The sequence below is a fragment of the Hahella ganghwensis DSM 17046 genome, from assembly GCF_000376785.1.
Taxonomy (GTDB): Bacteria; Pseudomonadota; Gammaproteobacteria; order Pseudomonadales; family Oleiphilaceae; genus Hahella; species Hahella ganghwensis.
In genome coordinates, this window is sequence record NZ_AQXX01000088.1 from 14422 (window position 1) to 30310 (window position 15889).

The 15889-nt window shown below is 51.8% G+C and carries 13 protein-coding genes; 12 read left to right on the top strand and 1 reads right to left on the bottom strand.

The features are described 5' to 3' along the window. Window positions 1–144: 144 nt before the first annotated feature. The 3 genes from F566_RS0106680 to F566_RS0106690 all read left to right on the top strand — a co-directional run bounded on the left by F566_RS0106680 (window position 145) and on the right by F566_RS0106690 (window position 5537). The gene (locus tag F566_RS0106680; protein ID WP_020406213.1) at window positions 145–1044 is read left to right on the top strand and encodes a hypothetical protein; all 900 of its coding nucleotides are present in this window, start codon (window positions 145–147) and stop codon (window positions 1042–1044) included. A 201-nt stretch (window positions 1045–1245) separates the two neighbouring features. Further along, a complete protein-coding gene (locus tag F566_RS0106685; RefSeq protein ID WP_020406214.1) occupies window positions 1246–3774 on the top strand; it encodes a TonB-dependent receptor in 2529 nt (842 codons plus the stop codon). Window positions 3775–3833: 59 nt separating this feature from the next. Continuing rightward, window positions 3834–5537, top strand: a complete 1704-nt coding sequence (locus F566_RS0106690) for a hypothetical protein (protein ID WP_157496687.1) — start codon at window positions 3834–3836, stop codon at window positions 5535–5537. Between the two features lie 18 nt (window positions 5538–5555). Here F566_RS0106690 and F566_RS37900 read toward each other — a convergent pair whose 3' ends face one another. Continuing rightward, window positions 5556–5678: a hypothetical protein gene (locus F566_RS37900; RefSeq protein WP_020406216.1), complete on the bottom strand. Its 123-nt coding sequence runs from the start codon at window positions 5676–5678 to the stop codon at window positions 5556–5558. A 210-nt stretch (window positions 5679–5888) separates the two neighbouring features. On the opposite strand from F566_RS37900, the gene F566_RS0106700 reads away from it, so the two are divergent. From F566_RS0106700 to exbD, 9 genes are all read left to right on the top strand, one after another. Continuing rightward, entirely contained in the window at window positions 5889–6542 is a 654-nt protein-coding gene (locus F566_RS0106700) for a heme acquisition protein HasA (RefSeq protein WP_020406217.1), read from the top strand. A gap of 115 nt (window positions 6543–6657) precedes the next feature. Then, on the top strand, window positions 6658–8637 hold the full coding sequence (locus F566_RS0106705) for a choice-of-anchor tandem repeat GloVer-containing protein (protein WP_020406218.1): 1980 nt from the start codon (window positions 6658–6660) through the stop codon (window positions 8635–8637). Beyond that, window positions 8634–10442 carry a type I secretion system permease/ATPase gene (locus tag F566_RS0106710; RefSeq protein WP_020406219.1) on the top strand — a complete coding sequence of 603 codons (1809 nt, stop codon included), beginning with the start codon at window positions 8634–8636 and terminating at the stop codon, window positions 10440–10442. The genes F566_RS0106705 and F566_RS0106710 overlap by 4 nt, the downstream gene beginning before the upstream one ends. Before the next feature lie 81 nt (window positions 10443–10523). Further along, window positions 10524–11663 carry a beta-barrel domain-containing protein gene (locus F566_RS0106715; RefSeq protein WP_157496688.1) on the top strand — a complete coding sequence of 380 codons (1140 nt, stop codon included), beginning with the start codon at window positions 10524–10526 and terminating at the stop codon, window positions 11661–11663. Beyond that, window positions 11664–13013: a TolC family outer membrane protein gene (locus tag F566_RS0106720; RefSeq protein WP_020406221.1), complete on the top strand. Its 1350-nt coding sequence runs from the start codon at window positions 11664–11666 to the stop codon at window positions 13011–13013. It abuts the gene before it with no gap. Between the two features lie 145 nt (window positions 13014–13158). Next, window positions 13159–13794 (top strand): biliverdin-producing heme oxygenase, encoded by a 636-nt coding sequence (locus tag F566_RS0106725; protein WP_020406222.1) that lies wholly within the window; start codon window positions 13159–13161, stop codon window positions 13792–13794. Further along, complete coding sequence (locus F566_RS32145; RefSeq protein ID WP_020406223.1) at window positions 13791–14348, top strand: YbaN family protein; 558 nt, start codon at window positions 13791–13793, stop codon at window positions 14346–14348. Before F566_RS0106725 ends, F566_RS32145 begins: the two co-directional genes overlap by 4 nt. Before the next feature lie 5 nt (window positions 14349–14353). Continuing rightward, window positions 14354–15472, top strand: coding sequence for a tonB-system energizer ExbB (exbB, locus tag F566_RS32150; protein ID WP_020406224.1), 1119 nt, complete (start codon window positions 14354–14356; stop codon window positions 15470–15472). Beyond that, the gene (gene exbD, locus F566_RS0106740; protein ID WP_020406225.1) at window positions 15441–15872 is read left to right on the top strand and encodes a TonB system transport protein ExbD; all 432 of its coding nucleotides are present in this window, start codon (window positions 15441–15443) and stop codon (window positions 15870–15872) included. The genes exbB and exbD overlap by 32 nt, the downstream gene beginning before the upstream one ends. Window positions 15873–15889: the final 17 nt, after the last annotated feature.

Below are 15889 nucleotides of genomic sequence, written 5' to 3' on the forward strand. Positions count from 1 at the left end.
CTTATTAATACCTAACGACCCGACTGACTGAACTTTACGCTCTATCGTTCAGGAATACTCTGCAGTTCGTATGATGAGCCTCGTCTCAAGTCTGAAGGCTCACTCTTCTTCAGGCGACAATTAAAATAACCAGGAAGAAACGACATGCGAACTCACAAGAGTATTACGGCTTTGCTGCTAACGATTGCCATTACCTTCTTTATCCAAGGGTGTGCAACCAGCCCTAGAAATGTGGCATCTCAGGATATCGATCAGGTTCTCAATCCGGTCACAGATTCCCTGCTATCCAAAGAAAAAGCGCCTTTAGTATTTCCTGCCTCCGTAGGCATTCTCATGATCCCCTCTAATAATTCACTTAAGCTTCCGAACACAACATTACGTTTGGCTGCCGACAGTCTAAAAAAGGAGCTGTTGAAGAATAGCCGCTATATCAACCGTGTGGCTATTGTGAACAATAGTGACCTTGGCAAGAAGTTTTCACTTGAGGATATCAGACAGGCTTATGCGGTGGATATCGTCGCTGTGATCACCTTTGAGCAAGATCAGAGAAGCCGTCGCAGTGGCATAGCTGCCTTGTCAGATATCGCCGTGATTCCAGCGTTCACCGTTCCCACAGTCGAGCTCAAAACCACGTCTGTTGTTGAGGGAACCATCGTTCACGTTCCAAGCAATGCGGTCATTTTTAGAACGACAGGAATAGATGATCGATCCACCAATATGCCCTCCTTTACTGCTCAGGAAAACGGAATGAGAGAGGAGTCCATTAAAGGATTAGCGGCTTCTGCGGAAAACTTTGGCATGGAAGTCAGCCAAGTCCTGACAGGGCTCACCAATTTCAGAATGTCGAATGCCGTTTCCATGAATGATGTTATTGGAGGTGACCTCACTTCAACTGAACAGTCCTCCGCCAACAAAAAAAAAGGGCCTGAAAACCAATGGGAACAAGTTAACGATTACAAAAGAACAGGTGGCACTACAACTCCTTGGAATCTTATTGTATTGGTCTCGTTTTTTGCTCTGATCAAGAGAAGGTTTATCCGATAGATCCCCCGGGCCAAGTGTGGTGTTCTTTCAAGCTGCACTTGGTTTTATTGGTTACACAAACTCCTGCCACCTTCTTGTTGCTAGGTGCTTCAAACTTTCCTCGCCCGAATAAATTCTAAAAAAACTTTACCTCTACTGTCCCTTTCCGGATTTCGCACGTCATCACTAGTGTATCAACAGAGATGTAAATGCGAATTATTAATGATTAGAAGATGTAAGTTCCTGGTTGTTCTGGGACTGATGCTGAGTTTTGCCAATCTGACTTGGGGAGAAGCGCCTGGATCATCGCAACGCCCCTCTTCGGGCTCGTCCGCGGTACCTCTGTATCAATTTGATATTCCCGCCGGCCCCCTTGGTCCTGCGTTAAACCGGTTGGCGATGGAGGCGGGTCTGGTGATGTATTTTGATCCTTACCTGGTTCAGGGCAAGGAAACGATGGGCATACAGGGGCGTTACTCCATCACCCAGGGATTCTCTGCGTTGCTGAAGGGGTCCGGACTCATCGCCATCCGCAGCGCTTCCGGGCATTACACAGTGAGCCCGGTGATCTCGGGTGAATCATCGCCATCAGAAGTGTTTGTGACATTGGACGCCCTGGAAGTCTATGCCAGCACAGAGACTGGTAAGGTCTACCAGACGCCCGCTGCAGTCAGCGTCGTTAGCCAGGAACAGATAAAGCGTCTGCCGCCCAGAAATACGTCCGATGTGCTCACTGCTGTCCCCGGTGTCAATACTTCTCAAAGTCGCCAGGACCCCGGAGTTTCAGTGAACATTCGTGGATTGCAGGACTTCGGACGGGTCAACATGATGATTGATGGCACCCGACAAAATTTCCAGCGCAGCGGCCATGGGTCTAACGGTGCTCTGTACATGGACCCTCAATTACTGGGAGGTGTAGAGGTATCCAAGGGGCCGTCGTCGACACTGGGCGGAGCAGCAGTCATTGGGGGCGTCGTAAACTTCCGGACACTGGAATTTGAAGACCTCGTATCGGACGACAAAGATTATGGCGGTCGTTTAAATGCCACCACAGGCAGCAACGCCTATCACTTTTCCGGCAGTTTGGCCGGCGCGGCCAGAATAACCGAGGATCTTGATCTGGTGATCGCTGCGGGCCGCAAAAATGTCGGCGCCTTTGAGAAGGGTCGACAGGGCGGCAATGCGGACAACGGAAGTTACTGGGAAGGCACCAGTCAGTATACCGGCCAGGATCAATGGTCAGGGCTGTTGAAAGGAACATGGCGTTTTACTGAGGAGCAACAGGTAAAACTGAGCTACATCGGCTTCAATGCCGACTTTGAAGAAGGTAGCAACACGGATGAAGGGGCCATCGACAGCAAAAGCAGAATCCGAACGGATACCTTCCTGACCAACTATGAATGGTCCCCATCAACAGACTGGGTTGATCTGAAAAGCAGCCTCTATTATACCCGCACCCGAAACGATCAGTACCGCCCGGAAACCCAGGATCCTTCAAACCCCTACGGGGAATTCAACGTACGTTATGAAACCAATACCCTGGGCGGAACATTGGTGAATCAGTCGCTACTTGATCTACCAGAATACGAGTCAATCATCACCTTCAACTACGGAACAGAGTTTTACTACGACTGGACCCGCCCACAAACAGAACAACTCAGTGAAGGCGAAGGCCGCGCAGAGTGGATTTCAGGCCCCACACCCGAGGGCGATCGGTGGCTGACGAGTCTTTTTACCCGAACTGAATTTTCTCACGCTTCAGGATTGGATCTGATTGCCGGATTACGTTACGACTATTTCAGCCTGGAAGGCAATGGCGAAATGTATGTGGGCTCCATAGACAATCCACCGGGTGTTCGCCCTTCCTCCACAGCCATTTATACTGACTTCAATGTTGCCCGTCATCAGGGATATTTTTCTCCGACATTTACCGCTGCTTACCAGTTCAAGAATATTCAGGTTTTTGCCAATTACGGCCTGGGGATTCGTCCACCGTCGATCACCGAAACCCTCATGTGGGGCACGCACGTGGGGAACTCATTTCCTTTTTTCCCGAATCCCGGACTGGAACCAGAGCGCTCTCATAATCTGGATGTCGGAATGAACATGCGTTGGCAGGCCCTGCTAGGTAACCAGGATCAATTGAATCTTAAGGCGGTGTGGTTTGATAACCGGGTGGACAACTACATCACTCAGGCTCAGATCATGGGTCCGGCATCCACCAACAGCAATTCAATGGCCGTCGCTTTCGTCAATCTCGAAGATCGGGTAAGGAACTATGGCATCGAGTTTCAGGCCGAATATGAAAGCCGTTATTACTTTGCCGAATTCAGCCTGACCCGTACTCACAGTGATCTGGGACGTGGCGGCTATGATCCCTTCCCGCTGGGTAGCATTGTCGGATATCCACCTACTGATCATGGTGAAGCTAATGGTGGCGGTCTGATGTATGTCCCTCCTCCCAGTAAAAAGATTGTGTTTACCAATGGCCTCTATCTGCTTGACCGGTCACTGATCCTGGGGGCTCGGCTTCGTCTTGAGGACAACGAAGGACGCGGAGGAACGGCATACGAGAGCGTTGTCGACTGGGAAGTCTACGACCTCTGGCTGAGGTATGAGGCAAGCCACTGGCTGACATTAAATGTTGCCGTCGACAACCTGACAGATCGCAATTACGCGGAACTTAACGGCACCTCTTATTGGATCGCCCCCGGCCGCACAGCGACAGCCACGATAACTCTGACTTACTGAAAACAATGGCCTTTCAAGGCATGACATTGATAAGAAAAGCAATTCAAAGGAGACTCCCAGTGTTATTTTCATCATCCATTAGCGTCACTCGTCCTCGTTCGCGCCCTCGCTCGCTTCGGGGAACCAGGACAATATTCTTTGTCAAAAAACTGCTCTGTTCGATGATGTTGCTTGGGTTGGGAAATGCCGTTGCAGCAGATTTTTCCCCTGAAGTTCTGCATCGTTTTTCGGTGGAGGCAGCCACCGGCGGTACTGGCGAGCTGGTAGGAGCGAAGCCTCATACCCCGCCCGCATACAACCCTGTTGACGGCAGGCTCTATGGCGTCACGCCTGAAGGTGGATTGCTGGGCATCTACAGCACCCAATATCGTTTTACACCAGGCGCCGATATTCCTGACTATGAAGGCCGCTCCAATGAAGTGAGCGTCGTTGGAGGTTTTTATACTGGTTTGGTAGTTAACAGTGACGGTATCGTATTCGGTGGGGCCAATCCTCTGGTGGTTCCCTCCCCCTTCCCCTACCCGACAGCTGTTACCGGGCTTCTATTTCAATGGTCGGATATCGAAGGCATGAAAAATGCCTTTCCTGGCGAACCAACAAAAACCGAATATGGCAGCGCATTCGATTTACGGGGCCTGATGGACGTAGATATGGACGGCAATACCTATTTTGGCGGTGGCTCCGGCCGTGCCGGCATGGCGTTGTACCGGCGTACTTCCGATGGAGAACTCCAACAGCTTGTCGATTTCTCACGTGCAGAATATGTGCAGGGGTCAGGATCTTCCAGCGTGTACCTAAAAGGCCAGTATCCGGCAGCGGTTCTCTTCAGTGATATTGATCGCGCCGTTTATGGAATAACCGTCCAGACGCAATCTGGCGGAGCCGGTGATCCAAATTCAGTCCCCCTTGGAGACGAGGCTGCCGGCACCTTGATTCGTATTGCTGAAGCGGACTTTACCCATGACGGTAGCAGCACGGTAGATGTCCTGCATACCTTTGCCAGGAACGCCGAAGGTGAAATTCTGGCCAGTGATTCCGGGCAACACAGTCTTGTTGAAGTGGGTCATTGGCTCTACGGCACCACAAACAAAGCAATTTGGCGAATCCGCAAAAATGAACCAGGCAGTTTCACCCTGTTGCATCGCTTCGGCAACGGAGAAGGCGTTGACGCAAATGACGATGGCAGCCAACCACATGGACCTTTGGTGTTGGCGGAGGATGGCCACCTTTACGGCACTACCCGAACGTCTTTCGCCAAAGGCAGCCCGGCGCAGGCCGGCACCCTGTTTCGTATACGACTGGGATCGGAACCGGATCATTCCGACGACACCTATGAACAGCTTCATCAGTTTGATATCGAAACAGATGGCGCGTGGCCGGTCGGACTCACCCCAGGCCCTTCCGCCAATGGCATTCACACCCTTTACGGGGCCACAGCGCGAGGGGGAAGTACGGGCAACACCCTGACCAACACCAGCGCTGAAGGTCTCGGGACCGTTTACGCTTTGAACATTAAAATCCCCGGCAACCTGGCGCTGAACGTCGATCAGGAGGAAATCAACTATGGTGACAAAGTGAACCTCACCTGGAACGGCGACTATCTGGACAACTGTATAGCCACAGGAGAGTGGGAAGGGGAAAAACTCGTCGACGGCACCGAAACCATTACTCCCAATCAGGTTGGTGAGGCGGTGTATATCCTCGATTGTCAGGATATTCACGGTAACGACCTCACGGCAACCGCAAGGGTTCAGGTCAATTAAATCGACACGAATGATGGATCAGAAGGTGAAGACGACAACGGTGGTGCTTCCAGTGGCGGAGCTTCCGGTGGCGGCGCTATCAACCCCTTGATGATCCTGCTGCTGGGCCTGGCCGGAATCCTTGGCAGAACCTGCAAACACCCATCTGCCCCAAATTGATCTTCAAAATCTCACCATGAGAAATGGCTGAATATTTGGGCAGACATATAAATGGAACAAACGATTTTTCGGGTCAGCCTCCAATTAAGGCAGCATCCGAAAAAATAACGGCGGCCCGGCAAGGCCGCCATAACCTAAGTAGCAAGTTAAAAGCCGCTACCAGTATATAACAGTCATTAAGGAGAAATCATTATGGCCATTACAGTGACCTATGGCGATACCTTTTACGATTATGACAACGCAACACCTGTGTCCTGGGCTGATCTTGACAGTTTCTTTACTGCTTACGAAAGCCATTTCGATGTCGCTGATCATAGTGAAAATCCAGGCGCTTTTGCGGGACAGGAAGATCCTGACCCGGTAGTTGATACTGGCATATGGGGGAATATTTTTGGCCCCTTCTCCGGTACCCAATATGTCCTTGAAGGAGAGGCTGACGGCCTGGATCTCGGATTTATTGTCGAAGCCGCCGATGGCAGCTACCTGAACTACACCTTCTTCTCCGGCCCTTCTCACACGATGTACGGCGAAATAGCTTCCATTACTTTCGGTAGCGGTTTGGAGCAGGACTCAACAACTGGAGAGTACAGCTTCAGCGAAGAACTGGTCAGCATCGACGGTTTGAACAGCATTGGTCTCAACGGTGGGCTGGACGCTAATGGCGATGTCATTGGTCGCAATACCGGCAACAACGATACCCATAACCTGATCAATGCACTGAAAGACGGTGATGCCTCTGATCTGGTTAACATCCTCGCCGACAATGGTTATACCGAAGCGAACCAGTTGGCTGAAATACTGGGTGTTGCAGAAACCACAGAGTCTGAACTGGCATTTGCTGCCTGACTTTAGAATATTTTTGAACCAACGGTGCCTCCTTTATAGGGGCACCTTATTCAGGCTACGAGCTTGCTTTGTTAAGCGCACCTTTTACACATTCATTTATACAACTGGAAACACCATGGCTGATCTCCCCAAACTGCGCCCGTTAACTGCTCTGTTATGTCTGCTGGGCACTATGTCCGGTTTACCGGTACAGGCGGAAAGCGCGGATGTCCGGGTCAATTACCTTACCTCATTGCACAACAGTGGTCCCAGCGGCTGGCCGGCCGCCTCTTCTCCCCTGGCACCTCCAATAGAGGCGAACAATAAACAACTATATGGACTCGCTAGCGGAGGTATTTTTACCCTACCAACGACACCTTCCCATTATTCATTGTTCGGAGCCATTCACGAGGATACGGAACTAAGGGATTTTCCCGGAGCCATGGTCGAGAGTTCCTTAACCGGCCATCATTACGGTAGCGCCTATTCAGGAAAAGCGACCAGCGACTATCAGAGTGATGTCCTGAATGGTGCAGTATTCAGAGTGGAGTTTGACGGCACGGGATTCGAGCTGCTGGACTCTACCATCGGTACAGTGAAACACCCCAACGGGGCCGTATTACTGGACGAAGAAGACAATCTCTACGGTTTGGATCGCGGACCGGATAACAATGGACGGCTCTTTAAAGTCTCTCATTCCGGCGAGTTTTCCGTCATTCACCAGTTCAGTGCCGGCCCCGCTGGGCAAATGCAGTTTCCCAACGGCATGACTTTAGCCAGCAACGGCTGGCTTTACGGTATTACAGCCTATCGAAGAGGCATTCCCTATGTTGATGGCACTCCCACAGACCAAGACACGCCGGTAGGTACCCTGTATCGAATTGATCCAAAAGACCCCGACACCTTTGAGATACTGCACACCTTTACCCTAAAAGAAGGGGAAATTCCCTGGTATGACCTGGCTTACAACGGTTTGGGGGTTGCCCGTCTGCCAAGTAACGGTGCTACCCTTGCTCATCTGGCGGAAGGCCCTGACGGTTATTTCTACGGCACCACCTCTATCGGCAGTTGCCTGAGTCAGGGACGATTCGTCAGCGGAACTCTGACTCTCCGGGAAGCTCCGTTGTGTGGAGGCGCCTATCGTGCCACTTTCAGTAAAAACGGCGAGTCTGCCATGACCAGCCCTTATCCTCACTACGATGGTCCCATGGTTCACGGGGCAATTTATCGCATCGCACCGGATGGCAGTGAATTTACTATCCTGCATCGCTTTAACGGCGAAGATGGCAGTCAGCCAAGGGGCTATCTGGCCATTGCTCAAGACGGTTTTCTCTACGGCACCACGTTGAGCGGAGGTCAACACCAAAGTGATGTTGACCGATATCTACAGGGAGAAAACTATCCCGGCGGACTCTACGACCTCACCTATGACGGTACACTTTACCGGCTCAGGATACCCGAAATCGACGTCACCGTTGACGGCAAGGTGATTAACAGTGGATTTGAGCACCTGCATTCATTCCGGGCAGGTGTCGCCGAAGACAGTGACGGCAAAGCCCCGAACGGGGTGTTAATGGGTAGTAGTGGCAAACTTTACGGCACGACAAGATACGGAGGACGAGGTTTTACCAGTGCCAATGGCAAAATCTGGCAGAACGACCAGAGTGGCACCGTATTCGAGGTAGACCTACAGGGGGACATTCCCGGAGCCAGCATTAGGATCACTGCCACACCAGGTGTCGCAAAGGCTGGAGAAACTGTGCAAATCACCTGGACCACCAATGCAGCTTCCAACTGCATTGCCAGCGGTGGCACACCCAGTGACGGATGGAGTGGCAACCAAAATACAATGGGTAGCATCGAAGTCAGTCCTGATCCCGGTGTTTACTACTATACCCTGACCTGCGATGACGATATCAAGGGAGGTCAGGTCGGCGAAGTAGTCCCCCTCAGGGTCGATGCAGACGATGTGACCAATGACGGAAATAATGTGAATTATGGAAACGGTGGAGGCAGTTTGTCCCCCTACTCCTTGCTGATCTTACTATTAACCGGTGTTGCAGCAGGAAGAATCAGGAGGCGTTCAAGCGCTTCCAGTGGAGATATCCTGGCATGAAGGCCGCGACAGCCCGCGGAGCAATCCGCCAGGCATTATTGCTGCATAAGTCGGCCTTTCGCAGTGTGGGTGTTTTCAGTGCTGTTATCAATCTTCTCATGTTGGTGCCGGCCATTTATATGCTGCAGGTCTATGACCGGGTGCTGGCATCGGGCAATGGCTATACATTGTTAATGCTGACCTTATTGGCGACAGGTCTCTACATGTTGATGGGAGCACTGGAATGGGTACGAAGCCTGCTGGTGATCCGTATCGGTGATCAACTTGATTATCATCTCAGCGCAAGGGTCTACAACGCCAGTTTTCGTCATCAGCTCAATGGCGCCCAAACCGACGCTTCACAAGGCGTCAATGATCTGAACCAGGTGCGTCAGTTTATGACGGGCAGCACCTTGTTCGCTTTTTTCGATGCGCCCTGGTTTCCGTTTTACCTACTGGTGATTTTTCTGTTTCATCCATGGCTGGGGAGTCTCGCCCTGGCTGGAGGAATGCTGCTATTGATCCTGGCCTGTGTCAATGAGCGCTGGTCAAAAAACTCATTACAAAAAGCCAGTGAATATATGGCGTCATCCAGTCAGTTGGCCGCCAGCCAATTGCGTCATGCGGAAACGATTGAAGCCATGGGGCTCCTAGGCCAGTTGCGTCAACGCTGGCAACGCATTCATCGCCAATCTCTCCTTCATCAGAGTGACGCCAGCGAACGCTCGGCCCTTATCAATGCGATAACCAAAACCACTCGGACGGCGCTGCAATCTTTTATGCTCGGTCTCGGTGCTTACCTGGCACTGCAAGGAGAAATCACTCCGGGCATGATGGTCGCAGGTTCCATTCTGGTTGGGCGTATGCTCTCTCCTGTGGAACAGTTGGTGAGTGTCTGGCGTCAATGGGCCAATACTCAGATTGCCAAGCGCCGCTTGCAAGCGCTGTTAGACGCCTATCCTCCAAAATCGGCCGGTCTGTCTCTGGCCAAGCCTAAAGGTGCCCTACGAGTAGAAGGCGTTAGTGTGATTGCGCCGGGGGGTAAAATACCAAGCCTGGTGAACGTCTCATTTACTTTAGGTGCTGGAGAGGTACTTGGGGTTGTCGGCGCATCTGGATCTGGAAAATCCTCTCTGTTGCGCGCCCTTGTGGGTGCCTGGCCGCCCAGGTTGGGGAACATTCGTCTGGACGGGGCCGATATTCGGCAATGGGACAAGTCCGAACTGGGGCCAAGTATCGGCTATCTGCCACAGGATGTTTCCCTCTTCAGCGGTACCGTCGGAGAAAATATCGCCCGGTTTGGCGATCTGGATACTGGCAAAATTGTGGAAGCCGCCAAACTGGCAGGGGTTCATGATTTAATTTTAACGCTCCCTGGTGGCTACGACACCATGCTTGCGGAGGGGGGAGCCGGACTATCCGGTGGACAGAAGCAAAGAATCGCCCTGGCCAGAGCCCTGTATGGCAAACCTTCTCTCGTCGTACTGGATGAGCCCAACGCCAATCTCGATGAAACCGGTGAAGCCGCATTGGCCAATGCTATCCGACAATTAAAATCCTCAGGCCAGACCGTAATTCTGGCCACTCATCGGGTCGGCGTACTGGCGCATACCGATAAGATTCTGGCCTTACGCGGCGGGGAACTGCAATCCTTCGATTCAACGTCCAAGGTTTTATCCGCACTAAAAGGGCAAAAGGCTCAGACAGGCACTCCCCCTTCGTCACAGCAACCATCGCCTTCGACGCCACCAGACTCCGGCAATCCCGGCGTGAAGATCTCTTATCGCTTCGGCGCTCAGACATCGGTACCTGAGGCTCAGGAATAAAACTATCGGGTTCGCCCTTGGTTCTTCTATTAAATCACCCAATCACTAGCAAGTTATTTAAGCCATCCTATGACTACTGCAATGAGCACTGAAAAGCACACAACAAGCGCACCAGGTTCGCAACCCATCTATGCAGACTCGATTCAGGAGAGCCCCCGTGCTCTGTCAGAATATCCGGATAGCAGACGATATAGCCGAATAGGCTGGATGATTGTGATAGCTGGCTTCGTCGGCTTTGTCGCCTGGGCAGCATTGGCGCCGCTGGACCGTGGCGTGGTGGTTGAAGGCGCTGTCACCGTCGCGGGCAATCGAAAAGCGGTGCAGCACCCTAGTGGCGGTGTTATCAAAAACATTCTGATACAGGAGGGTGACTACGTTCAACAGGGGCAAATACTGGTGTTGATGGACAGCACCGTCCCGCAGGTCAAAGTTCAAGCTGCGCAAAGTCATTATTTTACCGCTCTGGCCACTGAAGCCCGACTGATGGCAGAGAAAGAAGGCCTTGCAGAAATCGACTTTCCCGCCTTATTGCAAAACTTGGAATACGCTGCCCCAGGGAAGGAAACACAGGACAGCGCCGCGCTCCCAAGCCCAAGCCTTGCCACCACTATTCGACAGACTCAAGAACTTCAACGACAGTTGTTTATCAGTCGTCGACAGGCCAGCTACCAGCAAGATCTGCGGACGCAATTGGCCGAGATTCGCCTGGACATTGAAAGTCAGCGTGAGCGAAAGATCACAGCAGAGCAGACTCTATTACAGAGCCGTATTATTGCCCCGGTGGCTGGCCGTGTAGTGGATTTAAAGGTCTTCACAGAAGGAGGCGTGGTCAGCGCAGCAGAAAAACTGATGGAAATTGTGCCTGATAACCAGCCTTTACTAGTAGAAGCACGTCTTCCGTTGGATGTGGTGGATAGCATGAGACTGCAACAGCCTGTGGACCTTATGTTTACGGCTTTTAACCGCAGCCAAACACCAAAGGTCACTGGTAAGGTGGTACAACTCTCTGCCGATCGCCTGACCGACCCAGCCACTCAACAGGCTTATTACGGTTTAAAAATTGAGGTGACTGGGAGTGCCATGGCGGAGCTGAATGGGTTAAAGATTATTCCCGGTATGCCAGTGCAGGCTTTTATCCGCAACGGTGAACGCTCATTGCTGAGCTATCTTTTTAAACCGTTGCTTGATCGCATACCTCTCGCAATGGCGGGGGAAGTATAAATGCGCTGGCTAACGACCATTTGGGTGCTTTTCGCCTCTTTCTGCTCGAACGCGCTGGATTATCAGGAAGCCTATACTTTGGCGCTACACCAAAACCCAGACTACCTTGCCGCCCAGGAAGAGCACAAAGCTGCGCAGGAATATATCGCACGAGGCCGTGCGGGCCTGCTTCCCTCGTTATCTTTGAACTACAGCCAGGCGCAGAATTGGTCGGATGTCGAGCAGCAATCCGGTACCTTTGCGAATAGTGAAAAGCGAGACTATCAGAGCCATAACGCAAGCCTGGTTTTGCAGCAACCGCTGTTTGACTACAGTGCGTGGGCTGCCTATCAGAAAGCCAAACAGCAGACGCTGGAATCGGATTTTCGTCTGATTGGCAAAAACTCCGCCTTGGCCATGACAGTCCTCGAAGCGTTTACCAAAGCTTTACTGGCGCGAGATCAGTTGGACCTGGCGAAACAGCAACTGTCGTCCTATGAGGCTTTACTGGTCCGGAAGGAAGCCCTGAAAGACCATGGCGAAGGAACTCAGACTGAAGTACTGGAAACCCAATCCCGCCTGTATATCGCTGAAACCGAACTCATTGAAGCTCAGGATGAATTTGAGTTGTCGCTTAGAGAACTGTCCAGCCTGATTGAGCAGCCAGTAGCCATGGCCGCCCTTCCCCGTTTAAAGGAATCGCAGAAAGATCTGCCCATGCTGTCTAACGATATAAGACGCTGGCTTAGTCTGGCCTTGAGTCAGAATCCTGAATTACGTGCCCTGAACCATAAAGTCAGGGCGGCCAGTCATGAGGTGGACGCCCAGCGAGGCGGACATCTTCCCAGAGTCAGCCTCTATGCAACGGCAAGAGACACTGAATCAGATACAGAAAACACTTACCAACAACGGTATGACACCCATAGTGTGGGCATCAGAATTCAGATGCCACTGTACTCCGGTGGCAAAGTTTCTTCCGCCACCAGGCAGGCCAGTGCAACCAAATCACAATTTCGCTATGAACTGGATGCCAGACGGCAGGAAATAAAGCTCCAGATCAGACGCTACTACCGAAAGTGCATGAGCAGCCTGTCCAGCCTTAAAGCGCGTTCGTTTGCTGTTATCAGCGCTGAGGCACTGGTGGAGGCCACACAAAAAAGTGTGCAGGGAGGCGAACGGGACAACCAGGACATTCTGAATGCCGAGCGACAGCTTTTCCAGGCCAGACGTGATCTGGTAGAGACCCGATATGACTACCTGAAATCCTGGCTTGGGCTTTATGCCGTCGCCGGAATGCTCGCAGAAGAACATATTCAGCTGGTATCCAGCCAGTTTCAGACAGCCAAAGAACCTAGTGCCCTCTCCCAATAAACAAGAGCTCCCAATAAACAAGCGAGACCTTCGGGGACTCTAAAAAATAACATTCGATCGATGCTGAGCGCTGTCCCTTTTCTATCGTTATACGTCATAACCCAAAAGGGAAATAAAAACAGACCATCAACTGAGGTATCCGATAGTGACTGTTCATGTCCAGGTTAAAGACTTCCCGGCATCAAAAGCCATCGTATCAAACAGCAATAAACCGCTTTCCGTATTGCTGAAAGAGAAAACTACCACCGACCATGAAAGTCTGGATCGTCGCATCATGCGTGCCGACCCCTTCGGTGATCCGGGACGTTACCAGGGATTCCTCAAAATGCAGTACTGCTTTCATTGGATGACGGCCCCGCTCTACCACATTGAATCACTAAATCAATGGATTCCCAATCTGTCAGACTCTTGTCGGCTGGAACAGGTGATTCAGGACTGCCTGGATCTGGGCATCACCAAGCATCAACTGGAAGAAATGGCACTAAAACTGAAACCCGCAGCAGTGAACAAGGTGGCGGCATTAGGTTGGCTCTACACACTGGAGGGCTCTAATCTTGGAGCTGCATTTCTGTTCAAACACGCCAAAGCCATCGGTTTCTCAGCGACCTATGGTGCTGCACATCTGGCCGGCCACAGTGAGGGACGAGGACGTCACTGGCGTATGTTCAAATCCTGCCTTGACGCCATCCCCCTCAACGACGATGACATCGCCATGGCCTGTGCCGGCGGTCAATCAGCCTTCCAATATGTTCGCAATCTGGTGGAACAACATCTGCCATGAGATTGTTAAAGGGACGGAATGCGGGTTCCTCAGTGTTTAGATCTCCTGGCTATAGCGCCTTTGCATACCGGATGTTGGCTTACCTGAGTCTTGCCATCGCCGCGATTGGCGTCGTCACACCCGGGTTGCCGACAACTGAATTCGTACTTCTGGCTGCCTGGGCGTCGGCAAAAGGGTCGCCGAGACTGCATCAATGGATGAAGAGCCACACGGTTTTTGGACCGATCATCGAAAACTGGCAGGAGCACGGCGCGATCAGTCGTCATACCAAATGGCTTGCCAGCATGATGATGGGGGTTGCGGTTCTATTAATGTTGCTCTGGTCGCTTCACCCGCTCTGGATTCTGACGGCAGTGGTTACGATGCTTTTGGGCTCAATCTGGATGTGGACACGACCTGAAACAATGACTCAGGCCCCTCTGGATGATACAGGTAAGGAATCTGAAGCATATTTGAGGACGCCATATTTGAGGACACCCAAGCAAACGCTGCCCGACAGAACGCTGCCCGACAGAACGCTGCCCGACAGAACGCCTTCAAAAGGAATTCATTGAATAGCATGAACAAGAAAATACGGTTAGGCGAATGTGTTTTCCTGGTTGGCCTGGCTCTTTCTGCCATGGCAGCAGGTGCAGTCGATAATGGCATTACCAGGGCTGCTTCCGACACCGCGGCATCAGAGAATTTTGCCTCACATACCTCGTTGACGGAATCTCCTGCGATAAAAAATCAGGCGCCCGAGGCCGAAGAAGCCAACACCAGAACAGTTGATATCGCTGAATCAGAGACCAAAGCTCTCGCGTCTACCGACAGCAAAAAGACAAGACCTGACGGAGTCGTCACAGACAACAAACTGGTACTGCACGACCTTTCACCTTTGACCATGTTCCGTAAGGCCGATTGGGTGGTACAGAGCGTTATGGTGATTTTGATTTGGGCGTCGGTCCTTAGTTGGACTGTGTGGCTGGTAAAAACCTTGCAGTTGCGTTCAGCCCGTATCCGCACCACCAGAATGATCAGAACCCTTAAGAATATGGACCGGCTGGAGGAGGCCTTTGATAGCCTACTGGCTGTCTACATCCCTGAACGACAAATGCTGGAGGCCGCCCAGCGTGAGGTATCTGTAAGACAAGAAGCCTGTATAAAGCAGAGCGCCCTCTGGCCAACAGATAGCAGAGCCTCTTTGCCTTCCGAAGGAATCAAGGAGCGAGTTTCCCTCCGTCTGACCAATGCTGAAACACAGCAAACCGCAAGTCTCGGCAGGGGGATTGGCATCCTCGCGTCCGTTAGCTCCACAGCGCCCTTTGTCGGACTTTTCGGTACAGTCTGGGGCATTATGAACAGCTTTATCGGTATAGCCAGCACCCAGACGACCAACCTGGCGGTGGTCGCTCCCGGCATTGCCGAGGCCTTGCTTGCCACCGCAGCCGGGTTGATCGCCGCAATTCCTGCTGCGCTGTTTTACAACCTTTTTTCCCGCAAACTCGCTGATTATCGGCGCAATGTGGCCGAAATCTCCTCGGAACTGGTTGTACTTCTGAGTCGTCACCTTGACCAACAACTGCTTGAGACTCAGGGGCCTGATTTCGTCAACCGGGACTCTACCATGAGAAAAGTTTCAAGTAATTCCGCGGAGGATCAGCGCCATGGCCATGTTGCTGCCGCAAAAACAGGATGATTATCCGGAAAATCATGATATCAACGTCACACCTTTTATTGATGTCATGTTGGTGTTACTGATTATTTTTATGGTCGTTGCGCCTTTGTCCACCGTGTCAGTGAACGTGGATTTGCCTTCATCTACGGCCGAACCTCAAGTGCAGGAGAACGACCCTGTGATTCTGACGCTGAACACTGATGGGACACTGCTGCTGGGAGAGGATAGAAGGGTTTCTCGCCCCGAACTGTCAGAGATCCTGAATACCGCTACCCAGAATGACAAGCAACAGGTGATCTTTATTCAGGCCGACAAACGTGTGGATTACGATTCCCTGATGAGTTTGCTTAATGACTTGCGCGGCGCTGGCTATCTCAAAATTGCTCTGATGGGATTGGAGCATTCCACTGCCGCCAGATGAAGAATGACGCTCAAGCC